Below are 25,471 nucleotides of genomic sequence, written 5' to 3'. Positions count from 1 at the left end.
CTCCTAGTCCCCCGAGTTAGGCTCGGTGGCCATGCGCAGACTTCTCGCGAGCGCGATCACCGCGCTGAGCCTGCTGACCTCGGCTACCGGTGTCGCCACCGCCGACACCGACCAGCCCTCGGGCTCGGTACCGATTCCCGACGGACCCGCGCCGGCCTGGATCGTCGCTGACATGGATACCGGGCAGGTGCTGGCGGGTCGCGACATGTACGCCGCCCACCCGCCGGCCAGCACCATCAAGACGCTGCTCGCGCTGACTGTGCTTGACGAGCTGCCCGATCTGAATGCCACGGTGGTCGCCAGCAATAACGACGCCCTCGTCGAATGCAACTGTGCGGGTGTGCGACCCGGGCGGGTCTATACCGCTCGTCAGCTGCTCGACGGGCTGCTGCTGGTGTCGGGCAACGACGCCGCCAACACCCTGGCCGACATGCTCGGCGGCTTCGACGCCGCGGTGGACAAGATGAACGCCAAAGCCGTCGCGATCGGCGCGACCAACACCCACGCGACCACGCCGTCGGGACTGGATGGACCGGGCGGGCCGGGGTGGACCACCCCACACGATCTGGCCGCCATCTTCCGTGCCGCGATGGCCAACCCGGTGTTCGCGCAGATCACCGCACAGCCGGTGGCCATGTTTCCTGGCGATGCCGCCGACGTGCCGCGCCGAGCTGCTGACCCGCCGCGATGGTCAAGACGTTCGTCGGCGCCGCCGACCGCGACGGCCGCCGCCTGGTGATCGCGATGATGTACGGGCTGATCCACGAAGGCGGCTCACCGCTGGGAGCGATCGCATCGCCGCGCTCAGACCGAACCCCACGGTGCGCCCACGCCGCGCCGCGACGACGTTCGTCTGGCGCCTCGGCCGCCAGCCCGCGTTCATCGCGTTGCCATTGCCGTCCCTGGTTCTGCATCGCGCAGTGGCGGCTCGCATCGCCGTCGACACCGGCCAGATCCTGAATACAGCGCGCACGCGCCGGCCAGCACCATCAAGGCACTGCTGGCCATGGTCGTGCTCGACCAGTTGGCGCCCAACACCGCTGTGCGTGCGACCGCGGCGCACACCGACGTCGAATGCTCTTGCGTCGGTTTGGTTCCCGGGCGATCGCGGGCAACACGCAGCGACTGGCCGACACGCAGTGCTGGGAACTCGGTGATCGCCGCACCGCATGACTTGGCGGTGATCTACCGAGAAGCGTTGCGCTACCCGCTTTTTGCGCAGATCGTGCACCAACCCTCGGCGCAGTTCCCCGGCCGGTCGGGGTTCAAGGAGATCAAAAATCAGGACCGCCTGTTGCGCAGCTATCCCGGCTTCATCGGCGGCAAGAGCGGATACACCGACCTGGCCCAGGAGACCTACGTCGGTATGGCGCAGCGCAACGGACGCCGGTTGATCGTGGTGCAGATGTACGGCAGCGATGATCTGTGGGGCCAGGCCGCTCAACTACTCGACTGGGGTTTCAGCCACTACAGCCAGTGACGCGTCCAACTGTTGCAGGCCGGCTTACGACCCAGCCCGCCTCCGGGGCGCGGCGCAAGGGTGATCGCCATCGCCAACGCGCAGACTACCTACGCGAACCCGAAAATGACGACCCAACAACGCTTTTCGAAGCGAACTACCCGATTTCTGTGACCAGTGTTGACGCCCGGAACAGCGAAACGACGTCAACGCCTCGGCGCCTTCAAGCGGGACCGATGGACAGCGATGCCAACGCGATCGCCCAGCACAGCCGTCCCCGCGGGATCGGCAAGTCGGCCTCGAGCAGTGCCAGCCTGATCCGGATTCCACGCGTGGCCGCGGCAGGCGGGTGGTGCGGGGTGGTGCAGTCATGGCAATCGCGCAAGGCCGAAGCAACCAGGGATATTAGCTGGGCCTTCCAGCCCGATCACGCGGATTGGGCAATTTTTCGCTTTTGGTAGACAGAATCCGCGATCCCGCGATAGCGTCCTGTCCGCAATTGGTTCTCCCAGCAACATCTCAGAATCATTGACTGAGCATTCAATCGATTCTGAGTGCGGGCTGGTGGGGGTCGTCCGATGTTAGGGGAGGTCGTCGGTTATGGGTCGAGTCGTGTCGCAGCAGGGTGGACATCGTCGTCAGCTGGGCGTCGAAGCGACGCCGGTACGAGCGATCGAGACGCCCCGGAGGCCTGACCAATCGGACGGGGCCGTTGACGCCGGCTCGGGCTACGGACGCTACATCGGACGTATCGGTGCGCTGGCCGTGGCGTTGGGCATCGGGGCCGCGATGGCGGCGGTGCCGACGGTGGCAGTGGCCGACACGACCGGGTCGTCGGGCGCGACCGGCTCAGCCAACTCATCGGGCGCGGGTTCGACGAGTTCATCCGGGGCGGGGCAACGCTCCTCGACCAAGTCGAGCCAAGGGTCCTCGCGGCGACCGACTTCGGGTTCGCCGTCGGGTTCTGCGAGTTCGGCCAAACCGGGCTCCTCCTCGGGCGGCGCGGTCTCGTCCTCGGACGGCGCGGCCGCCTTGCCGTCGGATCCGGTGTCGTCGGCGGGTTCGAGTTCACGTGCGTCGGGGGCGAACTCCTCGCAGCCTGAGACCGTTTCGGATGCGCCGGTTGCCGGCTCGTCCACTCCCGAGGCGGCTAAGCGCGTGACTGTCACGCCGTCGGTGGCCAGCGTTCCGGCATCCGCTGGAGCCAATGCCTCCCCCGCCGATGCGGTGAACGACTTCATCCGGCTCTTCATCGGCAACGGCACGGCCAGTCAGCCCAACGGTGGGCTGCTGGTCGGCAACGGGTTCAGCTATGACGCCACCACCTGCTCGGGGTCGACGGCCTGCAAGGGCGGCAACGGCGGACTCTTCGGCAACGGCGGCAACGGGTTCAACGGCGGCAACGGCGGTTCGGCCGGGTGGTTCGGCAACGGCGGTAACGGCGGGGCCGGTGTCAATGGCGGTGCGGGTGGCCGCGGTGGTGCCGGCGGCGTGTTCATCGGCAACGGCGGTAACGGCGGCGCCGGCGGAGAGGTGACTGCGTCGGGCGCCATCGGCGGCGCCGGCGGCGCGGGCGGCAACACCGGCCTGCTGTCGATCTGGGGTACCGCCGGCAACGGCGGCAACGGCGGCAACAGTCCAGCCGGAACCGGCGGTGATGGCGGCCGCGGCGGTCACGCCGGCCTCCTATCACTAGCCAGCAGCGGCGGCGCCGGCGGTGACGGCGGCCAAGGCCTGGTCGCCGGCGGTGACGGCGGCGCGGGCGGTTTCGGTGGCGGGCTGATCGGCAACAGCGGCGTCGGCGGAAACGGTGGCGCCGCAACGGGTAACGAGGCGCAGGGCGGCCAGGGCGGACACGGCGGCAACACCGGGTGGATGACACTTCTGGGCAAAGCCGGCCAGGCCGGCGACGGCGGCTCCAGTGCTGCCGGCACCGGCGGCGCTGGTGGTGCCGGCGGCACTGCCGGAATCCTCGCGCTCAACTCCACCGGCGGCGCCGGCGGTAACGGCGGCAACGGCCTCAACGCCGGCGCTGGCGGCAACGGCGGCAACGGCGGACTGCTGCTCGGCGACGGCGGCAAGGGCGGAACAGGCGGCACGGCCACCGCGGTGAACGCCCCCGGCGGCGCAGGCGGTAGCGGCGGGTTCACCGGATTCTTCGCCCTGCTGGCCGTGGCCGGCGCGGGCGGAGCCGGTGGCGCGAGCACCAACGGATCCGGCGGCCGCGGCGGAAACGGCGGCCGTTCCGGCCTGCTGGCCGCGGGCAGCCGCGGCGGCGCCGGTGGCGCCGGCGGAAACGGCGGCACCGGCGGCGGCGACGGCGGAAACGGCGGAAACGGCGGCTGGCTGATCGGATCCGGCGGCAAGGGCGGCGCAGGTGGAGACGCCACAGCCGGCGCCTATGACGGCGGAGCGGGTGGCCGCGGCGGTAACACCGGACTGCTCTCGGTGTGGGGTGCCGGCGGCTCAGGCGGCGCCGGCGGCGACGGCTCCACCGGTATCAACGGTCTGAACGGCGGCAACGGCGGCAACGGCGGTAACGGCGGCGCCGGCAGCTGGATCATCGGACGCGGCGGCGTCGGCGGTGTCGGCGGCAACGGCGGCAACGGCGGCAACGGCACAGCCGGCGAGGACGGCGCTGATGCCACGGTCGCGGGCGGCGCGGGCGGAGACGGCACCGACGGCGGCAACGGCGGGCTGGCCGGAAACGGTGGCGCCGGCGGCAACGGCGGCGACGGCCGACTCCTGCTGCTGTTCGCCAACCGCGGCAACGGCGGCAACGGCGGCAACGCCGGCACCGGAGGTAATGGCGGAGTCGGCGGCAATGGCGGTGACGGCGCCAATGGCAATTCCACCACCCCCACCGGCGGTAACGGTGGCCACGGCGGCAACCGGGGCGATGCCGGTGGCGGTGGCGTCGGCGGCGCCGGCGGGACCGGCGCACATAACGGCAAGGCCGGCACGAACGGCAACGCGGGCACGACCGTGACCTCGGGCGGCAATGGCGGCAACGGCGGCAACGGCTACCAAGCCGGTGACGGCCCGGCCGGAACCCGCGGTGGTAACGGTGGCGCCGGTGGCGCCGGCGGTTCGGTCGGCAACGGCGGCAATGGCGGCAACGGTGGCAACGGCTTCCAAGGCCAGAACGCGAACTCCACAACCGGACCGGGCGCCGGCGGGAACGCCGGCAACGGTGGCGCCGGCGGCGCCGGCGGCGCCATTTCGGGTAATGGCGGCAACGGTGGAACCGGTGGCGTCGGCGGCGCCGGCGGCGCCGGAATCGACGGCGAGGACGGCACATTCGCCGTTAACGACGGCGTCGGCGGCAACGGAACCAACGGCGGATCAGCCGGCAACGGCGGCAACGGCGGTGCTGGCGGGACAGCAGTCCACGGCACCGGCGGTAACGGCGGTAATGCCGGCGTCGGCGGCGCCGGCGGTCAGGGCGGCAACGGCGGCAACGGCGCCGACGGCACCGCCCAACATCCCGACGGTGCCGCAGGCGGATCGGCCGGCGGCGGCGGGTCCACCGGCCGAGGCGGCAACGGAGGCGTCGGCGGATACGGCACTACATCGGGCACCAACGGCACCAGTGGTGCCGATGGCGCGGAGCAACCGGGTACCGGCGGCACGGGTGGCTCCGGTTGGGATTCGACGATCCCGGGTGTCGACGGCGGCAACGGCGGGGCAGGCGGCTCGGGCGGCAGCTACGGCAACGGCGGTACCGGCGGCAAGGGCGGCAAGGGCGGCGCCGCAGACAACATCACCCCGGCCGGCAACGGTGGCAGCGGCGGCGCCGGCGGTACCGGCGGCACTGTCTCAGGTAACGGCGGTGCCGGCGGACAGGGCGGCCAGGGTGGTACCGGCTTGGCCGCCACCACGGTCGGCGGATCAGGCACCACCGGCGGTAACGGCGGCGCCGGCGGAGTCGGCGGCGACGCAGTGGCCAGCGGCGCGACCGCGGGTACCGGTGGCGCCGGTGGCACTGGCGGCACCGGTGGTGCCGGTGTCGATGGAACCGATGCCACCACTGCAGGCGGAAACGGCACCGACGGTGGCAACGCCGGCGCCGGCGGCAACGGCGGCGCAGGCGGCGCAGGCGGCAACGCCAGCGCCGACGGCACCAACGGCGACGGCGGAGCCGGCGGCATCGGCGGCGCCGGCGGCGCAGCCGGCAATGGCGGTGATGGCGCCAACGGCGACAGCACCACGCCCAACGGCGGTAACGGCGGTAACGGCGGCAACACCGCCGCGGGCTCCGGCGGCTCCGGTGGCGCGGCCGGCAGCGGTGGCGACGGCGGAACCGCCGGTGCGGACGGCATCTCCGGGGCGGCCTCGACCGGCGGCGGCAACGGCGGTAACGGCGGTAACGGCCACACCTCCACCACCCCCGGCGAAGCCGGCGGCAACGGCGGTAACGGCGGCAATGCCGGCAGCTACGGCAACGGCGGCAACGGTGGTGCCGGCGGCACCGGTGGCAACGGCGATACCAGCACGCCCGGCGGTGTCGGCGGCGACGGCGGCGCAGGCGGACTCGGCGGCGCCACTGCCGGTAACGGTGGCAACGGCGGGGCTGCCGGCAACGGCGGCACCGGCTACAGCGCCACCACACCCGGTGGCAACGGCGGCGCCGGCGGAACCGCCGGCACCGGCGGAGCCGGCGGCGACGCACTGGCCGCTGGCGGAAACGGTGGCGCCGGCGGCGCCGGCGGCACCGGCGGAAGCGGCGGCGACGGCAGCGACGGCGTCACCTCAGTCAGCCCAGGCGGAAACGGCACCGACGGTGGTAACGCCGGCGCCGGCGGCACCGGCGGAAGCGGCGGCGCCGGCGGCAACGGCGGCACCGACGGCACCAATGGCAGCGGCGGCAAGGGCGGTGCCGGCGGCGCGAGCGGCGTAGCCGGCGACGGCGGTAATGGCGCCAACGGCAACAGCACCACACCCAACGGCGGAAACGGCGGCAACGGCGGCAGCACCGCCGCGGGCGGCTCCGGCGGCAGCGGCGGCGCTGCCGGAACCGGCGGCACCGGCGGCACGACCGGCGCCGATGGCACTACGGGCACGACCCCCGTCAGCTACGCCAATGGCGGCAACGGCGGCAACGGCTATAGCCCCGACGGCGGCGGTGAAGCCGGCGGCAACGGCGGCAACGGCGGCAACGCAGGCAGCTACGGCAACGGCGGAAACGGCGGCACCGGCGGCAACGGCGGTGCTGGCGATGCCAGTACCCCCGGCGGGGCCGGCGGCAACGGCGGAACCGGCGGACTCGGCGGCACCATTGCCGGCAACGGCGGCAATGGCGGCGCTGCCGGCCATGGCGGCACCGGCGGAAGCGGCAGCGCTACCCCGGGTCTGCACGTCACCGGCCAAGCAGGTTCGCCGGGTAGCGAAGGCTATGGCCTGGCGGTCTCACCGGACGGGCGGACTATCTACGTCGCCGCAACTGACAGCGACGCGGTTCAAGTGATCGACGTTGCGACTAACACGGTCACGGCCACCATCCCGGTGGGTAATTCCCCGCGAGGAATTGTCGTCAGTCCCGACGGATCCACGATCTACGTGACGAACTACAGCGACAGCACTGTGACGGCCATCGACAGCACCACCTACGCCACGACCACGATCAGTGGAGGCGGGCTTTACCGCCCCTATCACATAGCGGTCAGCCCCGACGGGACCAAGCTGTATGTGGCCAACTACTACAACTCCGTGTCGGTCATCGACGTCGCAACTCATCAAGTGACGGACGACATCCCGGCCAACTACCCGTACGGGTTGGTGGTCAGCCCGGATGGATCGAAGCTCTACATCGCCAGCTACTACACGCCCGTGACCGTTGTCGATACCGCAACCAACACGGTCATCAACACCGTCGGAAGCAATACGGGTTACCGGTACGGAACAGCAATCAGCCCCGACGGTTCCACCCTCTACGTCACGAATTACTACGACGGCACGGTGGAGGTCTACGACACCGCGACAACCACGCTGACGACGACTATCTCCGGATTCGACTATCCCTGGGGAATCGCGGTGTCCGCCGACGGCCACTACGCCTACGTCGCCAACTACGACGACGAAACGGTGGCCCTGATCGACACCGCAACCAACACCGTCGTCCAAATGCTGGACATCGGTGACTTCCCGGTGGACATCGCCGTCAATCCCGTCACCGGGGTGATCTACACAGCCAACTACTACGAGAACGTCAGCTACATCTCCAACGACACCGCCAACGCCACTTCAGGCGGTGCGGGCGGGCATGGCGGCGCAGGCGGAGCCGCACCGAGCAACAGCGGAAACGGTGGCGAGGGTGGAGCCGGCGGCAACGGCGGCGCCGGCGGCAACGGCGCGAACGGCGTCAACGCGACCGCAGCCGGCGCGAGTGGCACTGCCGGCGGCAACGGCGGTGCTGGCGGTGCTGCCGGGAACGGCGGCAACGGCGGCAACGGCGGAGCGCAAGGTGTCAACGGCAGCGGCGGTGCTGGTGGCGCCGGCGGCGCCGGCGGCAACCCCGGAAACGGCGGCGACGGTGCCGACGGCGACGCGAGCACACCTGACGGCGGCGCCGGCGGCGCCGGCGGTAATCCGGGAGCTGGTGGCGTTGGCGGTGGCGGCGGTGCGGCAGGTACCGGCGGAACCGGAGGTACGGCCGGCCAGTCCGGCGCTGCCGGGACCGCGTCGACAGTCGCGGGCAACGGCGGTAATGGCGGCGACGGTTTCGACACGGTACTGGTCGGCATCGCCGGCGGGGCCGGCGGGGCCGGCGGTGCCGGCGGGGCCTACGGCAATGGCGGCAACGGCGGCAACGGCGGCGCTGGCGGGCCCGGCGGTTCGCTCACTGCAGGTGGCGCCGGCGGGGCCGGCGGGGTCGGCGGCGCGGGCGGCGCCTTGGCCGGCAACGGCGGCAACGGCGGCAACGGCGGGGCCGCCGGGAACGGCGCGCCGGGGTCAAGTTCCAGCTCCGACGGGAGCTTCGGCCCAGTGGCCAGCATTCCGGGCATCGCCAATGGCACCGGCGTCGCGACCAGCGCCCGTAACCACACCGCATATATCGTCGATCAAGCCAACGGCACGGTGGTCGTGGTCGATACGAGAACCAACGCCACCATTGGCGTCATCAAGGGGCTGCAGAGCCCGCACAGCGTTGCGGTCAGCCCCGACGGCACCACCATTTATGTCACGAACTCCGGCGCGGGCAGTGTCGTAGTTATCGACGCGACAACGAACACCATCACCAAACAGATCACCGGACTGGGTTCTCCGACGTTCATCAGCGTCAGCCCCGACGGCTCAACGGTCTACGTCAGCGACGAGAACACCGGTTCAGTGTCGTTGGTCAATCCGGCAAGCGGGGATGCGACCACGATCAGCGGTTTCAACCACCCCCGCGAACTGATCGCCAGCAGCGACGGCAGCAAGCTCTACGTCACCAACGGCTGGGGCACCACGGTATCGGTGATCGATACCACCACCCTGCAAGTCGGCGCTATCTCGGGCGCGTTCAATCACCCGTGGGGCCTGGCCCTGAGCTCTGATGGTTCGACGCTCTATGTCAGCGATGCCGACGGTGAATCGGTCGGGATTGTCGACACCGCGACCAATACCCGCATCGGCACCATCACCGGAGTGTCGTCCCCACGATCGCTGGCGCTGTCTCCCGATGGGTCAACGCTCTACGCGGCGAGCTTCTTCGGCAGCGGAGTCACGGTCATCGATCTGAGCACGAACACCGTCACCGGCGTGGTCAATAGTCTCGTGCAATATCCCGAATCGCTCGCGACTGACTCCAACGGCAACGTCTATGTCGCCAACAACTACGTCGCGCCGGCAGTAGTGCTGGGTGCGGTCAACGCCAATGGCACCGCTGGTGGTCTTGGCGGTGCAGGCGGAGCCGGCGGTTCGGCGCTGTCCGCCAACGGTAACGGCGGTAACGGCGGCGCCGGCGGCGCGGGCGGGGCCGGCGGCAACGGCGCCGCGGGCATTGACGGTGCGACAGCCGGCGCCAGCGGCGCTAACGGCGGCAGTGGCGCAGCCGGCGGCGCAGCCGGCAACGGTGGCGCCGGCGGCAACGGCGGAGCCAACGGGATCAACGGCAATGGCGGTGCGGCCGGGGCCAGCGGCGCCGGCGGCAACGCAGCTGACGGCGGCAACGGCGCCGACGGCGACGCGAGTGCACCCAACGGCGGTGCGGGCGGTAACGGCGGCAGCCTCGGCACCGGCGGCGCCGCGGGTACCGGCGGAGCAGCGGGCACCGGCGGAACCGGCGGTACGGCCGGCGCCAACGGTACGGCCGGGACCAACGGCACCACCGTCGGTAATGGCGGCAACGGTGGCAACGGCTACTCGCCCACCACCGCAGGTACCAACGCCGGCAACGGCGGCGCGGGCGGTAACGCCGGCGGCGCAGGCGCCAACGGCGGTAACGGTGGAAACGGTGGTACCGCGACCACTGCCGGTGCCAACGGCAGCGACGGTGCCAACGGCACTGGGTTCGGCGGCAACGGTGAAGACGGCCAGGCCGGTCAGGCCGGTGGCGCAGGCGGAAACGGCGGCGCGGGCGGAAACGGCGGCGTAGGTGGCGTCAACGGCAACGGCGGCGCCGGCGGCAATGGGGCTGACGGTGGTAACGGCGGCAACGGTGGAAACGGCTCCGACGGCGACGAGTCCGCACTTGATGGCGGCGCGGGCGGAAACGGCGGCGGTGTCGGCCTAGGCGGTGGCGCAGGCACCGGCGGCGCGGCAGGAGCGGGCGGCAGCGGCGGCACGGCCGGCAGCAATGGCACGGCCGGAACCGACGGCACCGTCGCTGGCAACGGCGGCAACGGCGGCAACGGCTACTCCCTGACGTCGGCCGGCTCCAACGGCGGCAACGGCGGTGCGGGCGGTAACGCCGGCGGCGCAGGCGCCAACGGCGGCAACGGGGGCGCAGGCGGCAACGGCGGCGAAGGCAAAGCCGGTACCAATGGCACCAACTCATTCGACCCGGCCATCGACGGTGGTGCCGGTGGCGCTGGTCTCGCCGGCGGTACCGGCGGCAGCGGTGGTGCCGGCGGCAACGCGGGCGTCGGTGGAATCAACGGAACGGGCGGAACCGGCGGAACCGGCGGAACCGGCGGCACGGGCGGAACCGGCGGCAACGGCGCCGACGGGACCGGCGTAGTTCTCGACGGCAGCAACGGCGGTGAGGGTGGTGCGGGCGGAACCGGCGGCACGGGCGGAACCGGCGGTGCATCGGGCACCGGCGGCGTCGGCGGTGGAGCGGGCGTCGATGGCGCCGACGGGCAGACCGGTAACGGTGGCAACGGCGGCAACGGTGGCAAGGGCCTCAGCGTCACGAACAGTGGCCCGTCGCCTGCGGTCGGCGGCAACGGTGGCGCTGGCGGTGCCGGCGGCGCCGGCCTGACCAGTGGCAATGGTGGGAATGGCGGCGACGGCGGCGACGGAATCAGCACCACGTTCGGCGGCTCGGATGGCTTCGGGGGTAATGGCGGACACGGTGGTTCATCGGCGACCGGGGTTGGTGGCAACGGCGGCAACGGTGGCGTGGGAAGCGCTGAAGTCGACAGCGTCTCGATCATTGGTGGTGCCGGTGGTGCCGGTGGTTACGGTGGCAGCGCAGGCGGCAACGGCGGAGATGGCGGGGACGCCATCGTCCTCGGAAACTTCAACTTCCCAGTTGCGGGTGGTAGCGGTGGGCTCGGCGGCGCAAGTGACGGTGTTCCAGGTGCTGACGGGGCTGACGGTGAGGTGCTTTATCCGTAACCGCCGTACCCGCCGGTGCGGCACGTACCGGCGGGTACGGAGGCACCCTTAACTGCCGACGTGTGGTATCCAAACCGCCCCGCGGAGATATATCGCTCGTTTGCTCGGTGAGCGCCTGTGGCGCCGCACGTCAAAATTTCGACCCAAACCCCAACCAGCACTTGGAAGGCCACCATGCGAGTTGTTGCTTTCGCACCGACTTTGAGCACATCCGAGGAGGAGGCCGGTGGCGTCAGCGTCACCGGGTTTCCGATGACGCGTTGTTTCACCGACACGCTGCCTGCCCAGATCACCGTGCCGATCGTTGTGGCGGTGTCCGCACCGGGTGGCGGCGATTACGACCCCCGCCTGTTCATCACCGCCACGTCGCCCGACGGGCAGCGGGTGGGTACGTTGGAGTTCAGTTGGCATTGGCACGACAATCCGCCGGTGCCGGTCAAGTTCCGCGTCTTTGCCCAGTACTTGCCGATCCGCGTGGAGTCGGCTGGTGTGTACACACTGGGCTTGCATGAGAATGGCGACGACGCGGAAACCGAGCATCTCTTTCAACTGCCGATCCTGCAACGCAATCCGCTGCTGACAACCTCGTAGCGGAGGATCACACCATGGTTGCGCCGATCCCCACCGATGACGATGTCGTCATTCGTCAATATCAGCGCTGGCAATACCCCGAACCCATCGAGGATCTGGATCGCTGGCTTGCCGACAATTGGCAGTGGTTTGATCCCAGCCACGCGCACCGGCTGCTGTGGCCGGATCGTCCGCACCGCAACGACATTGACATCTTGGTGGCCGGTTGCGGCACTAACCAGGCCGCGGTGCTGGCTTACACCAATCCGGGATCCCGTGTCACTGCGATCGACGTCAGCGCGCCATCGCTGGATCACCACCGGTACCTCAAGGACAAGTACTCGCTGAGCAATCTCGATCTGCATCTGCTGCAGATCGAGGAGGTCGCCAGCCTGTCCCGGGACTTCGACCTGATCGTGTCCACCGGGGTGTTGCACCACCTCGCCGACTCCGATGTCGGGATGCGCGCACTGGCCGAGCGCCTGCGCCCCGACGGTGTGCTGGCCATCATGTTGTACGCCAGCTACGGCCGCGACGGAGTCGAGCTCATGCAGGCGGTGTTCCGTGACCTCGGCCTGCAGCAGGACGTGGAATCCCTGGCGATCGTCAACGAAGCCCTGCGGGTGCTGCCAGCCAACCACCCGGTGCGGCGCTACCTAGCTGTTGCGCCCGATGTCAACTACGACGCCGGGCTTGTGGACACATTCCTTCATGGTCGTGACCACAGTTTCACTGTGCCCCAGTGCCTGGATCTGGTTCGCAATGCCGGGCTCACGTTCCAGGACTGGTTCTTCAAGAGCTACTACTACCCACCGAGCGGCGGAAACCCGTTCTATGGCGCCGTGGCCGACCTGGAGTTACCCAAGCAGTGGGCAGTCATGGAACGCATTAACACCTCTAACGCCTGCCACTTCTTCACCGCTTGCCGGACAGACCGATCCCCGGCGACCTACCGCGTGGACTTCTCATCCGCCGATGTCGCCAACTACATACCGGTCCTGCGCTACCGCTGCAGCGTGGTCGGCGCCGACCTCGTGCGGACTGGCAGTCGCCGGACTCTGAACGCCACCGAACTGGCTTTTGTGCAACGCATCGACACGGTGCGAACAGTCTCTGAGATCGCAGCGCAGGTCGCACGCAGCGGGATCGTCGCCGACGCCGACGCCGACATCGACAGCGTCACGCGGCTCGGCACGATTCTCTTCAAGCAGCTCTGGGAGCAGGATTTCCTCGCCGTCGACTTGAGCCGCCGGTCGAGTTGAGGCGACGGGTTCAGTAGACCTGGCCGCGCAGGATCACCAGGTCGGGGTTGGACAACACACCGGCGACGCTCCAGTTCGCTTGGCTAGCGGTGTCCGCCGCCCGCATTGAACCCCGGCTGCGCGGCTTCACCTTCAGTGATTTGATAGGGCGAGGAGGCCAGGTCGTTCGGCGTGGCCACGATTCCCGCGTCGCCGCCTGGCGGCGTCGACGCACTGGGGGCGGCCTGGGTGTCGGGCACGACCTGGAAATTCTCATCGGAATCCGGCACGACGACCGGCGCCGCGGTGCTGCCGGGGTCACCCGGCACCCAGGCAAGGATGTCGCGGGTGCCGTCGGTGAAGACGACGCTGTTCGGAATGTCACCAACGACGTCGAAGTAGAGTTTTCCGGCGTTCGACGCGCCCCAGATGGTCGGGTAGAAATCGCCAGACTCAGCCCGGGCGCCGAAGCGCTCGATGAATGGCGGGTAACTGCCGCCCAACCCGTCGATCGTCAGCTTGGCCGCGTACAACTTGCCATTGTGCGGCACCGGGTCCGAACTGGGTGCGAGCTTGCCCACGGCGTAGCCGATGTACGGCAGGCCATTGGGCCCGTTCAACGTTTCCTGCTCGCCGAACACCCTCACACTGTCGGTCGCCCAAGCTGGCGCGGCGGTGACGCCGGCAAGGCTGAACGTGACAACGGTGGCGGCCACTCCGGCCAGTTTCGCGATCTTCACGGTCTCTCCCTAGCTGATCAGTGCCAACATCTCCCGGGGGTATCGGAAAACACTACTGCGACCTGCCCGCCAACACCCGCCCAAACGGCGTCTCCGCGATTAATCAGATATCACGCCGAACCCTGACTTGCCCACCACGCGGGCTTCATCGGTGGCGAGAACGGCTACACCAGCCTGATCGAGGCGGCCTTTGTCGCCGGCAGTGGACGATTGATCAGAGGGTTTGCGAGGCCTAGTAGACCCGTCCGCGCAGGATCACCAAGTCTGGGTTGCACAACACGTCGGCGCCGCCGCGCGGGTCTTCGGTGAAACACACCAGATCTGCTGGCGCGCCGTCGGCGTTCACGGGCCGGCCCAGCCACCGGCGCGCATCCCAGCACGCCGCGCCGAGTGCCTCGGTCGGGCTCATCCCGATGCGCTTGAGGGCGTCGACCTCGTCGGCGATACGGCCGTGGGCGATCGTGCTGCCTGCATCGCTACCGGCATAGATCGGCACACCGGCCTCCCGGGCTGCCGCCATCCGCGGATAGCAGCTGGCATAGAGGGCGCGCATGTGCGCGGCGTAGGTCGGGTATTTGCCTGCGGCGCCGGCGAATCCGGGAAAGTTCTCGATGTTGATCAGGGTGGGCACCAGGGCGGTGCCGTGCTCGACCATCATCGCGATGGTGTCGTCGGTCAGTCCGGTGCCGTGCTCGATGCAGTCGATGCCCGCTGCGATGAGCCCCGGCAGCGCGTCCTCACTGAACACGTGGGCGGTGACGCGGGCGCCCTCGTCGTGTACGGCCGCGATCGCGGCCCGCAGAACCTCATCGGACCACAACGGCGCCAGGTCGCCCACCGACCGGTCGATCCAGTCGCCGACGAGTTTGACCCAGCCGTCGCCGAGCCGGGCCTGTTCGGCCAGCGCCTCGGGCAGCTGCCACTCATCCTCGAGTTCGATGGCGAACCCGTGCGAGTAGCGCTTGGGACGAGCCAAATGCTTTCCAGCCCTGATGATTCGGGGCAGGTCGTGGTGATCGTCGAGGCTGCGGGTGTCGGTCGGCGAACCGCAGTCGCGTAGCAGCAGGGCGCCAACACCGCGCTCCGCCTCAGCCTGGGTGATCGCATCGTCCAACGGGATCTCGCCGCGCTCCCCCAGTCCGACGTGGCAGTGCGCGTCGACCAGTCCGGGCAGGATCCAGCCGCCGTCAAAGACGGTCTCGGCATCGGCCACCGGTTCGGCGCGTAGGACACCGTCGACGATCCACCACTCGACGAACTCGCCGTCGGGCAGGCTGCGGCCGCGAACGTGCAGCGGCACGCTACTTCTGACCCGGGAACTTCAGCTTGGACAGATCGAAGTCGGCCAGTCCCGGTGGCAGCTCGTTGAGCCCCTCCGGCATCTGCGACAGGTCGGGGAAACCACCGGGCAGGCCACCGGCCAGCAGCGGATTGCGCTTCGGGGGCGTCGGCCCCCGCCCGCTCTTCTTGCCCTTCTTGTTGTTCTTGGAATTCTTGGCGTTCTTCTTCGACGAGCGTCGCCCGAACGGCATGCCCATCGCACCGGCCATCTGCGACATCATCTTGCGCGCTTCGAAGAAGCGGTCGACGAGCTGATTGACTTCCGACACCGTGACACCGGAACCATTCGCGATACGCAGCCGCCGCGAGGCGTTGATGATCTTGGGGTCGGCGCGCTCCTGCGGCGTCATGCCACGGATGATCGCCTGCAATCGGTCGAGCTGCTTGTCGTCGACGGTGGCCAGCGCGTCTTTCATCTGGCCCGCACCGGGCAGCATGCCCAGCAGGTTGCCGATCGGACCCATCTTGCGAATCATCAGCATCTGCTCGAGGAAGTCCTCCAGCGTCAGCTCGCCCGAGCCGATCTTGGCCGCGGCTTCCTCGGCCTTCTCCTGATCGAAGACCTGCTCGGCCTGCTCGATCAGGCTCAGCACGTCGCCCATGCCGAGGATGCGGCTGGCCATCCGGTCGGGGTGGAAGACGTCGAAGTCCTCGAGCTTCTCACCGGTCGACGCGAACAAGATCGGCACGCCGGTGACTTCGCGGACCGACAGCGCCGCACCACCGCGGGCGTCGCCGTCGAGCTTGGTCAGCACCACACCGGTGAATCCGACGCCGGCGCCGAAGGCCTCGGCGGTGGCCACCGCGTCCTGGCCGATCATCGCGTCGAGGACGAACAGGGTTTCGTCGGGGTGCACGGCGTCGCGGATCGCCGCGGCCTGGGCCATCAGCACCTCGTCGATACCGAGGCGGCCGGCGGTGTCAACGATGACGACGTCGAAATGCTTGGTCTGCGCTTCGGCCAGGCCGGCAGCCGCGACGGCGACCGGGTCACCGGGGCCGGCATCCGCGGTGTCACCGGCATCGGGTGCGGTGCCCGGGTGCGGCGCGAAGACATTGACGCCGGCCCGTTCGCCGACGATCTTGAGCTGATTGACCGCACCGGGACGCTGCAGATCGCAGGCCACCAGCAACGGGGTGTGCCCCTGGCCCTTGAGCCATTTGGCGAGCTTGCCGGCGAGTGTGGTCTTACCGGCGCCCTGGAGGCCGGCCAGCATGATCACCGTCGGCGGGTTTTTGGCGAATGCCAGCTGACGCGTCTCTCCGCCGAGGATGCCAACGAGCTCCTCGTTGACGATCTTGACGACCTGCTGGGCAGGGTTGAGCGCACCGGAAACCTCGGCGCCGCGCGCCCGCTCCTTGATGCGGTTGACGAAGTTACGCACGACCGGCAGCGAGACGTCGGCCTCGAGCAGCGCCAGCCGGATCTCGCGTGTGGTGGCATCGATGTCGGCGTCGGTGAGCCGTCCTTTGCCACGCAGGCCGGTCAGCGCTCCGGTCAACCGGTCGGACAGGGATTCAAACACGAGGCAAGCCTATCTGGCGCAGCTCTGCGGCGAGATTGCCACCACGGTCACGCCTACCGCGCTGATCCCGTTTGCGCGCACCGCCCCGATAATCCCGCCCCAGACTCGGCCGTGTGGTATCCCTTCTCCCAGGCGTAGCACATGCGCTCCCAAGGGTCGGGCTTGGAGGTCGGGGTGGGTCATTCCGGGCGCAGAAACGGGTCCGCCGCCAACCGCGGCAAAGATCGGCCGTTGCCGGTCGTTCGGTGGCTTCAGCTGGGAACGGTCGCCACCGGAATCGGTATGGCGCTGCTGGCAGCGCCCGGTGTCGCAACCGCCGATGTGAGCGCCGGCTCGGCCGCGCCGAGTTCTTCACACAGTGCGCCGGTCGCCAACTCCAGTGCCCGGAACACCACGTCGGTGGACCGATATGCCGGTACGGCCGGTACCGGACGACACGGCGCTTCGAACGGGGCTACCGCAACCAAAACCTCGTCCCCGGCCGCGCAGGTCAGCGGAGCGAGGGCGAAATCTGCGGCAGCCGGCAATTCCCGCGCCGCGACTGGCCGGGTGGCGGCGACTCCGGTCGCGTCCGCGGTCCCTCCGACCGCGACCGACACCGGGCCGCTGACAGCGAGCGCGGAGCGCATCGGTGGGAGTCAGGCCCTCCAGTCGATCTCCAACGAGCTGCAGCAGTTCCTCGCCAGTGCCGCCAACCGGCTCTCCGATCTGCCCTCCAACCCGGTCACCGAGTTTTTGCAGGGCACGTTGTACTTGGTCCGTCGCACCTTGTTCCCGGCAAGTGTCGGAGTGATCACCTCGCCGATCAAGGTGCCGCTGTACTTCCAGACCATCGATAACAGCGGAACCCAGAAGCTCGGCATCTACGTCTCACTCGGCTACGGTGCGCCGCCCCAGCTGTTCGAGTTCGATACCGGCGCGGGTGGCTTCTATGCGGCCTATGCCTCCGATGACCCCTCGGTCTCCCCGTGGTGGGGCGCCAACATCTCCACGTCCACCCAACAGGTTCAGGACAAGTTCGACAGCGGCCTGGACTACACCGGCTACGCCGCGACGGGCACGGTCTCGCTGTATTCGATCGGGAGCTCCACACCGTTGGTCACCAGTGGCCAAGTCGTGGTCGGCCAAATGAATTCGATCACCGACAGCAAGACCGGCGACGTGTTGTGGACACCGAACGGTCTTCCCACACCAAGTTCGCCCGCGCCCATCGACAACGCGTTCTACGGCGACTTCGGGATGGCCCCGACATTCCAAGCCAACGGGATCGACCAGGTGATCGCCCAACTTACGTTCGGCTGGGGCGTCAAACCCGGCTACCTCGTGCACGTGGATCCCGATACCGGCGAGGCGTGGATGCAAATCGGGTTGACCAACAACAACATTGCGAACTCGCAGGGCATGTACTTCCCCATGAATCGCGACGAGAAGGCGGGCGGCAGCACCTTCAACAACAGCCACCTGCAGTTCTACGCGCTGCAGCTGTTCAACGCGGCGATCAACATCATCGACCGGAACGGCACGTTGATCATCAACGACCCGAATGTGGGGATCACCCCCGACACCGGCGCGAACACCACCCTGCACAACACCAACTTGAGCCCCCACCCGGACAAGTACGACTCGATCGTCAACTGGGATGACTCCACCGACACCAAGGGCAAGCTCAAAACCGATATGTTGTTCTGGCTCAACGGCACCACGACGGGCCAGACCCCGGTTCGCTACTTCCAATTCGTCACCACCGACAAACTGAACGCCGGCGATGTGAAGGTGCAGGACCCGACCGCGGACGAGGTCGTCGACACCACCGCCTTGTACTACTTGAACACCGGCATCTCACTGTTCTACGCCTACGACGTCGTGTATTACCTTGGCACCACAGCAGGTAACGGCACGCTCGGATTGATCCCGCAGAGCAGCCGCTAGCTCGCCTCCACGATCGGTTGGGCCGGCGGGGGTGTCGGGAGCACCGCGTAAAGCTCACGTTCGAGCTGCTTGCGGACGTCGTCGACGGAATCCAGCGCCTGCACCGAGATACCGAACGCATCGACGACCGACGAACCCAGGGTGGTGATCTTGGCCCACGCGATGTCTGCGGCGGCACGTTCGAACACGCGGGTGAGCAACGCGAGTAGCCCAGCGCGGTCGGTGGTGCGGATCTCGACGATCAGCTGACCCTCGCCGCTGCCGTCGTGCCACAGAATCCGCGGCGGCGCCGGTACCGCATTGATCGGCACAGCCGGCTTGTGCTCCCCCACCCGGCCGGTGCCGTGTTGCGTAGCCTCCCGGTCGCGCTTCTCGAGCGCGGAAATAACGTCGAGCTCGCCGTCCAGGGCCAGGATGAACTGCTGTCTTAGGAGCTCGGCAGCGGGTGGCGCACCGAAATGCGGTGACACCACGAAGGTATTGATCGCCGACCCACCGGCACTGTTGACCGATGCCGAATACACCCGCAGCGAATTGAGCGCGAGCACGCCGGCCGCTTTGGAGAGCAGGCCGCGCCGGTCCGGTGCGATGATCGCCACGTTGTAGGTGTGAGCGCTCTCTCCCGGCGTCATCTCGACATGCACCCCGTGATCGGCGGCGAGGAGGAGATGATGCGGATCAATCGGATCCGCCTGCGGTAGAGCCTCGCCGGCCAAGACCAGCCGGCAACGCCGAACCAGGTCGCCGATCAGCGAAGCCTTCCAGTCACCCCACACTCCTGGCCCGGTGGCCAACGAATCCGCCTCGGCCAGGGCATCCAGCAATTCGAGCAGCACCGGATCACCACCGAGTGCGTCCATGACACGGGCGATGGTCTGTGGATCCTGCAGATCGCGACGGGTCGCGGTGTCGGGCAGCAGCAGGTGATAGCGCACGATCGCCGAGAGCAGGTCGATGTCCGACGGCCACAACCCCAGCCGGGTGCCAACCTGCACGGCTAGATCTGCACCGATCACGCTGTGGTCTCCGCCGCGACCCTTGCCGATGTCGTGCAGCAGAGCGCCGAGCACCAGCAGGTCAGGACGCGACACGCGGGTGGTGAAGGCGCTTGCCCGCGAGACAGTCTCGACAAGATGCCGATCGACGGTCCAGATGTGGACAACGTCGCGCGGCGGAAGGTCCCGCACGGCTCCCCACTCAGGGAAGAGTCGGCCCCACAATCCGGTTCGGTCCAGCGCCTCGACGGTGGCCACCGTCGTCGGGCCGGCCGCCAGCAGCACCAACAGGTCCTTGAGAGCGTCCCTGGGCCACGGCGTACGCAGCTCAGGAGCCGAAGCCGCCAGCCGGCTCAACGTCGAACCCGAGATCGGCAACCCGGTAGTCGCCGAGGCGGCGGCCACCCGCAGGATCAGGCCGGGGTCTCGCTCCGGGCGGGCATCGCGGGCCAGTATCACCTCACCGGCGAACTCCACCACACCTTCGTCGAGCGGGCGGCGAGTCGGGCGGCGCAGCACCGAAAGACCGCGCTTGGGAAGGGCATTGGCCGCCGTGCGCAGGCCAGCGTCGACGTAGTAGCTGATGGTGCGCGCACCGTCAGAGAGCACCCGGGCCAGATCGAAACGGTCACCGATGCGCAGCGCCGCGCCGATCTCGTCGGCGAACTGGGCCAGCAGCTGATCGCGGCCACGCTTGGAGGACCGATGCAATTCGGTGCGCACATTCAGCAGCGCCAGATGTGCCTCGCCCAGCGATCCGGTCGGCGAGGCCAGCGAGTGACTCGGGTACACATCGGCCAACTGGGCGATGGCCAGGGCGTTGAGTAGTTGGACGTCGCGCAGCCCACCACGACCGCACTTCAGGTCGGGTTCGGCCCGGTGCGCGATCTGCCCACTACGTTCCCAGCGCGCCTGGGTGTGTTCGACGAGTTCGTCGAACCGGGAGGCAATTCCGGTGCGCCACTGGCGTCGGGCGCCACCGATCAGCAGTTGGGACAGCTCCGAGTCACCGGCGATATGCCGCACTTCGAGCATCGCCAACCCTGCCGAGATATCCTCGCTGGCCACGGTGAGCGCCTCAGGCACCGTACGGACACTGTGATCGAGACGAATATTGGCGTCCCACAACGGATACCACAGGAGCTCGGCCACCTGGGTGACGATGTCTGCGGGCATATTGTCGTGCAGCAGCATGAGGTCGAGATCGGAGTAGGGCACAAATTCGCGGCGCCCAAGCCCGCCGGTGGCGACGATGGCGAATCCGCTGGTGGGCGTGATCCCGATCTCGGTGGCCTTGGTGGACAGCCAGAATTCGTGCAGATCCAGCAGGGCGTCCCGCAGGGCGGCCGAATCGAGTTGGCGCTGACCGCCTTCCAGAAGCTGCTGGCAGGCTCTGGCCAGATCCTTGGCGGGCTTCGACGAGCCCGCCGCCGGTGCCTCCCATCGGGAAGCGCCGGCGGCGGAATCTCTTGATTGCTTTGTCATCTCAGTCCTCCCACGGCCGACGCTCGAACTAACGCTTATTCGGTGTGGCCGCAAAAAGACGTCACATCGGATGCGTCAGAGAGCGTCGGTCCCCCGCTCACCCGTACGGACCCGAACAACGGTCTCCACGGGGCTGACCCACACCTTGCCGTCGCCGATCTTGCCGGTCCGTGCGGCCTGCACGATGACATCCACGACCTTGTCGACTGCAGAGTCATCGACTACGACCTCCACGCGGACCTTGGGCACGAAGTCAACGGAGTACTCCGCGCCTCGGTACACCTCGGTGTGGCCCTTCTGGCGTCCGTATCCCTGCACCTCACTGACGGTCATCCCGAGGATACCCGCCTGCTCGAGGCCGGTCTTGACGTCTTCCAGCGTGAACGGCTTGACAATCGCAGTAATCAGTTTCATTTCCCTCATTCCTCCGCGCCGTGACGACCGAGAACCGAGCCCGTGCTGCCGACCACGGCGAAGTCGTACGCGGTTTCAGCGTGTTCGGCTTCGTCGATACCGTTGTATTCATCCTCCTCGGGGAGGCGCAGGCCAATGGTGTACTTCAGGATCAAGGCCAAGATAGTCGTGACGATGAACGAATACCCAAGAACAGCGAACGCACCAACCGCCTGGCGCCACAGCTGATCGAACCCACCGCCGTAGAACAGCCCCTTGACGGCGGCAGGCGCTTCCGGGGTGGCGAAGAAGCCGATGAGCAGTGTGCCGGTGAGGCCGCCGATCATATGCACGCCCACCACGTCGAGCGAGTCGTCGAAGCCCAACTTGAACTTCAGCCCGACTGCCAGGGCACAGAGGGCACCGCCAATCGCACCGATAGCCAACGCGCCGAGCACGTTTACCGACGAGCAGGACGGCGTGATGACGACCAGTCCGGCCACAATGCCCGACGCCGCGCCCAACGAGGTGGCGTGGCCGTCGCGGATCTTCTCTGTGAGCAACCAGGCGAGCATGGCCGCGGCGGTCGCGACGGTCGTCGTGACGAAGGTCGACGCGGCGACGCCACCCGAGTTCAACGCCGAACCGGCGTTGAATCCGTACCAGCCAAACCACAGCAGACCGGCACCCAGCATCACGAACGGCAGGTTGTGCGGCCGCATTGGGGTTCCCGGCCAGCCTTTACGTTTCCCGAGAACGAGACATAGCGCGAGGCCTGCGACACCGGAGTTGATATGCACCGCAGTACCACCGGCGAAGTCGATTGCCTTGAGCTTGTTCGCAATCCAGCCGCCGTGCTCACCGGTGAAGCCGTCGAACGCGAACACCCAGTGTGCGACCGGGAAGTAGACGAACGTTGCCCACAGAGCTGCGAAGACCAACCAGGAACCGAACTTCAGACGGTCTGCAATGGCGCCCGAGACCAGGGCGACGGTGATGATGGCGAACATCAGCTGGAAGGCCACGAATACCAGTTGCGGAATCGTGCCCGCGAGTGGGATTTCCACGGCAGCTTTCGCCACGGTGCCAGTCGCCGGATCCGCGGCGACCGCGGCAGCAGCGTTACCACCGATGAGACCCTTGAGGCCGAAATACTCGCTGGGGTCGCCGATGACGCTCCACTTGTCGTTGCCAAAGGCCATCGAGTAGCCGTATAGCACCCACAGCACCGTGACAACGCCCATCGCACTGACGCTCATCATGATCATGTTGAGCACGCCCTTGGCACGCACCATGCCGCCGTAGAAAAAGGCCAGGCCCGGCGTCATCAGCAACACGAGCGCGGCGCTCGCAAGCATCCATGCTGTGTCGCCGGTGTCCGGCACACCCATTACGGGAAATCCATCCACTCGCAGTTTCTCCTTCACCCATGCCACGGTTAGGCACCGTTGACCTAGGCCAAGACAATGCGCAGTGGTTGTTTCAGCTACGACGCCTAGGTGTTTCGCATGTGTGAACGGATTGGCAGTCTTCGTTTCGCGGGTGTTACATCCCGCAATTCGCCCTGCTGAGAAGGGGTTTGCGGGCTACCCGAGTAGCGCGTCGACGAAGGCGGCCGCTTCGAATGGCGCCAGATCGTCTGGCCCTTCACCCAATCCGACCAGCTTCACCGGGACGCCCAGTTCCTGCTGCACGCGGAAGACGATGCCACCCTTGGCCGTGCCGTCGAGCTTGGTCAGCACAACGCCGGTGATGTCGACGACGTCAGCGAACACCCGAGCCTGTGCCAGACCGTTCTGCCCGATCGTCGCGTCGAGCACGAGCAGCACCTCGTCGACGGCGGCGCGCTTACTCACCACCCGCTTGACCTTGCCGAGCTCATCCATCAGGCCGGTCTTGGTGTGCAGTCGTCCCGCGGTGTCGATCACGACGACGTCGGCACCTGCCTCGATGCCCTTGTCCACCGAATCGAAGGCCACCGAGGCCGGGTCGGCTCCCTCGGCGCCACGGACCACTTCAGCGCCGACCCGCGACGCCCAGCTCTGCAGTTGGTCGGCGGCGGCCGCCCGGAAGGTATCGGCCGCGCCGAGGACGACCCGGCGCCCATCGGCGACCAGGACGCGCGCCAGCTTGCCGACGGTGGTGGTCTTGCCGGTCCCGTTGACACCGACGACCAGCAGCACCGACGGTTTGTCGGCATGCGGCAGTGCCTTGATCGAGCGGTCCAGCCCGGGGTTCAACTCAGCGATCAGCACGTCACGCAGAACCGCGCGGGCGTCGGCCTCGGTGCGCACGGTGCTGCTGGCCAGGCGGCTGCGCAGCTGCTCGATCACCGATGCGGTGACCACCGGTCCGAGATCGGCGATCAGCAGAGTGTCCTCGACCTCTTCCCAGGACGCCTCGTCGAGGTCGCCACCGCCGAGCAGACCGAGCATGCTGCGGCCGAGCGCGTTCTGCGATTTGGCAAGGCGTCCACGCAGCCGCTCCAGGCGGCCTTCTGCAGGCGCTATGGCGTCGATATCGGGCGCAGCAGCCGCGGCAGGTGCCTCCGGCTCGACCGGCGCGGCGGTCTCGACCGGCGCGGGTACGGGGGCTACTGGACTTTGGGGGGCCGCGTCGGTCTTCGGCTCCTCGACCACCGGCGGCTCCGGCAGCCGCACATCGGCGATCGGACGTTTGACCGAGTCGCGTGGCAGCGCCGCATCGTCACCGACCCCTGGAAGACCGGTCGCGTCCACCGTGGGCGCCTGGCTGAACGAAATGCCCGTCGAGGCGGTGTATCCACCAGATCGGTCGATCGGTGTGGGACCCTCTGAGCTGGGGCGCAGACTGATCTGGCGCCGCCGGAACCGCACCAGCCCGACGATGATTGCAGCGATGACCAGGACGGCGATGACCGCTATAGCGATCCAGAGACCCTCTGACACCGTGCCATTGTTTCAGGGCGCGGAGCGGGCCTGCGCCTCCCCTGGACATCGGGGTATCTGGTGACGATGGATCAGACCGCTGGTATGGCTACCCGCAAGCTGCGCCACATCGACGCTTGCCTGCGCGGGCCCGTCTCCTACGAAACGGTGACCACCGGCTTCGAGCGCTACCGGCTGCCGTACAACGCCCTGACCCAGACCAGCCTGACCGCTGTCGACGTAAGCACCATGTTCCTGGGTAGCCCGCTGCGCGCGCCCGTTCTGATCGGGGCAATGACCGGCGGTGCCGAGCTATCCCGCACGATCAACCGCAATTTGGCCGAGGCCGCCCAGAAGCTCGGGATCGGCATGATGCTCGGCTCGCAGCGCATCATGCTCGACGACGACGACGGCGCCGCCGCGGCCAGCTTCGAGGTCCGCGAGCTGGCACCTGACGTCTTGCTGATCGGCAATATCGGACTGGCGCAGCTCACCGACGCTCTGGTGCCCAAACTGGCTGCCGCACTCGATCGGATCGGTGCGGACGCGCTGGCGGTGCACACCAACCCCCTGCAGGAGGCGATGCAGGACAACGGCGACACCGACTTCAGCGGCTCGCTGGCGCGATTGCGCCAACTGGCGGAGAACCTGCCCTACCCGGTCCTGGTCAAGGAGGTCGGCCACGGCATCGGTGCCGCGGCCGCCGAGCGACTGCGCGACATGCCGATCGCCGCGGTCGACGTCGCCGGCGCGGGTGGGACATCGTGGGCGCGCGTGGAGCAGCTGGTGCGCTACGGAGAGGTCCGCGATCCGGCGATCGCCGAATGGGGGATCCCGACCGCGCATGCGCTTGCCGAGGTGCGTGCGACGCTGCCGGGTATGCCGCTGGTGGCCTCGGGTGGCATCCGCACCGGGCTGGACGCCGCCAAGGCTCTGATGATGGGCGCCGACGTGGTGGCCCTGGCCCGTCCGCTACTGGCCCCCGCCATCGAGTCGCCCGCGGCGGCACTGGACACGCTGCACGCTTTCATCGAGGAGCTGCGGATCTGCCTGCACGGCTGCGGGGTGGCCGACCTGGCCGCACTGCGCGCGCTTGGCCCGCCCACGGTCAGCTGAATATC

At 68.4% G+C, this 25,471-nt stretch carries 14 protein-coding genes and 2 pseudogenes; 8 read left to right on the top strand and 8 right to left on the bottom strand.

Annotation, left to right across the window (positions count from 1 at the left end; all coding sequences use genetic code 11):
- Nucleotides 1–31 precede the first annotated feature (31 nt).
- The 3 genes and pseudogenes from G6N38_RS21560 (at nucleotide 32) to G6N38_RS21550 (ending at nucleotide 1,920) form a co-directional block, all read left to right on the top strand.
- A pseudogene (locus G6N38_RS21560) lies at nucleotides 32–960 on the top strand (D-alanyl-D-alanine carboxypeptidase family protein).
- A gap of 1 nt (nucleotide 961) precedes the next feature.
- Nucleotides 962–1,480, top strand: a pseudogene (locus G6N38_RS21555) (D-alanyl-D-alanine carboxypeptidase family protein); the annotation flags it as partial.
- Nucleotides 1,481–1,695: 215 nt separating this feature from the next.
- A complete protein-coding gene (locus tag G6N38_RS21550; protein ID WP_163750045.1) occupies nucleotides 1,696–1,920 on the top strand; it encodes a hypothetical protein in 225 nt (74 codons plus the stop codon).
- A gap of 276 nt (nucleotides 1,921–2,196) precedes the next feature.
- On the opposite strand, the gene G6N38_RS21545 is transcribed toward G6N38_RS21550, so the two are convergent.
- The gene (locus G6N38_RS21545; protein WP_163750044.1) at nucleotides 2,197–2,700 is read right to left on the bottom strand and encodes a hypothetical protein; all 504 of its coding nucleotides are present in this window, start codon (nucleotides 2,698–2,700) and stop codon (nucleotides 2,197–2,199) included.
- On the opposite strand from G6N38_RS21545, the gene G6N38_RS21540 reads away from it, so the two are divergent.
- From G6N38_RS21540 to G6N38_RS21530, 3 genes are all read left to right on the top strand, one after another.
- Complete coding sequence (locus tag G6N38_RS21540) at nucleotides 2,687–11,224, top strand: hypothetical protein (protein WP_163750043.1); 8,538 nt, start codon at nucleotides 2,687–2,689, stop codon at nucleotides 11,222–11,224. The two genes, G6N38_RS21545 and G6N38_RS21540, sit on opposite strands and share 14 nt — an antisense overlap.
- A gap of 117 nt (nucleotides 11,225–11,341) precedes the next feature.
- A complete protein-coding gene (locus G6N38_RS21535) occupies nucleotides 11,342–11,815 on the top strand; it encodes a hypothetical protein (RefSeq protein ID WP_246227368.1) in 474 nt (157 codons plus the stop codon).
- A gap of 14 nt (nucleotides 11,816–11,829) precedes the next feature.
- The gene (locus tag G6N38_RS21530; RefSeq protein ID WP_163750042.1) at nucleotides 11,830–13,056 is read left to right on the top strand and encodes a class I SAM-dependent methyltransferase; all 1,227 of its coding nucleotides are present in this window, start codon (nucleotides 11,830–11,832) and stop codon (nucleotides 13,054–13,056) included.
- An 83-nt stretch (nucleotides 13,057–13,139) separates the two neighbouring features.
- Here the strand turns inward: G6N38_RS21530 and G6N38_RS21525 are convergent, their stop codons facing one another.
- The 3 genes from G6N38_RS21525 to ffh form a co-directional block, all read right to left on the bottom strand.
- Nucleotides 13,140–13,775 carry a DUF1942 domain-containing protein gene (locus G6N38_RS21525; RefSeq protein WP_163750041.1) on the bottom strand — a complete coding sequence of 212 codons (636 nt, stop codon included), beginning with the start codon at nucleotides 13,773–13,775 and terminating at the stop codon, nucleotides 13,140–13,142.
- A 232-nt stretch (nucleotides 13,776–14,007) separates the two neighbouring features.
- The gene (locus G6N38_RS21520) at nucleotides 14,008–15,075 is read right to left on the bottom strand and encodes a metal-dependent hydrolase family protein (protein ID WP_163750040.1); all 1,068 of its coding nucleotides are present in this window, start codon (nucleotides 15,073–15,075) and stop codon (nucleotides 14,008–14,010) included.
- A 1-nt stretch (nucleotide 15,076) separates the two neighbouring features.
- Complete coding sequence (gene ffh / locus G6N38_RS21515; protein ID WP_163750039.1) at nucleotides 15,077–16,642, bottom strand: signal recognition particle protein; 1,566 nt, start codon at nucleotides 16,640–16,642, stop codon at nucleotides 15,077–15,079.
- Between the two features lie 231 nt (nucleotides 16,643–16,873).
- Between ffh and G6N38_RS21510 the strand changes: the two genes are divergently transcribed.
- On the top strand, nucleotides 16,874–18,571 hold the full coding sequence (locus G6N38_RS21510; protein ID WP_163750038.1) for a hypothetical protein: 1,698 nt from the start codon (nucleotides 16,874–16,876) through the stop codon (nucleotides 18,569–18,571).
- Here G6N38_RS21510 and G6N38_RS21505 read toward each other — a convergent pair.
- From G6N38_RS21505 to ftsY, 4 genes are all read right to left on the bottom strand, one after another.
- Nucleotides 18,568–21,051 carry a [protein-PII] uridylyltransferase gene (locus G6N38_RS21505; RefSeq protein WP_163750037.1) on the bottom strand — a complete coding sequence of 828 codons (2,484 nt, stop codon included), beginning with the start codon at nucleotides 21,049–21,051 and terminating at the stop codon, nucleotides 18,568–18,570. The two genes, G6N38_RS21510 and G6N38_RS21505, sit on opposite strands and share 4 nt — an antisense overlap.
- 75 nt (nucleotides 21,052–21,126) lie before the next feature.
- Nucleotides 21,127–21,465 (bottom strand): P-II family nitrogen regulator, encoded by a 339-nt coding sequence (locus G6N38_RS21500; protein ID WP_163750036.1) that lies wholly within the window; start codon nucleotides 21,463–21,465, stop codon nucleotides 21,127–21,129.
- 5 nt (nucleotides 21,466–21,470) lie between these two features.
- Nucleotides 21,471–22,835: an ammonium transporter gene (locus G6N38_RS21495; RefSeq protein WP_179968589.1), complete on the bottom strand. Its 1,365-nt coding sequence runs from the start codon at nucleotides 22,833–22,835 to the stop codon at nucleotides 21,471–21,473.
- A gap of 195 nt (nucleotides 22,836–23,030) precedes the next feature.
- A complete protein-coding gene (ftsY, locus tag G6N38_RS21490) occupies nucleotides 23,031–24,371 on the bottom strand; it encodes a signal recognition particle-docking protein FtsY (protein WP_163750035.1) in 1,341 nt (446 codons plus the stop codon).
- 66 nt (nucleotides 24,372–24,437) lie between these two features.
- Between ftsY and fni the strand changes: the two genes are divergently transcribed.
- Nucleotides 24,438–25,466: a type 2 isopentenyl-diphosphate Delta-isomerase gene (gene fni / locus G6N38_RS21485; RefSeq protein WP_163750034.1), complete on the top strand. Its 1,029-nt coding sequence runs from the start codon at nucleotides 24,438–24,440 to the stop codon at nucleotides 25,464–25,466.
- Nucleotides 25,467–25,471: the final 5 nt, after the last annotated feature.

The sequence above is a fragment of the Mycolicibacterium helvum genome (assembly GCF_010731895.1).
GTDB lineage: Bacteria > Actinomycetota > Actinomycetes > Mycobacteriales > Mycobacteriaceae > Mycobacterium > Mycobacterium helvum.
This window is presented reverse-complemented; position numbering and strand designations above follow the sequence as displayed.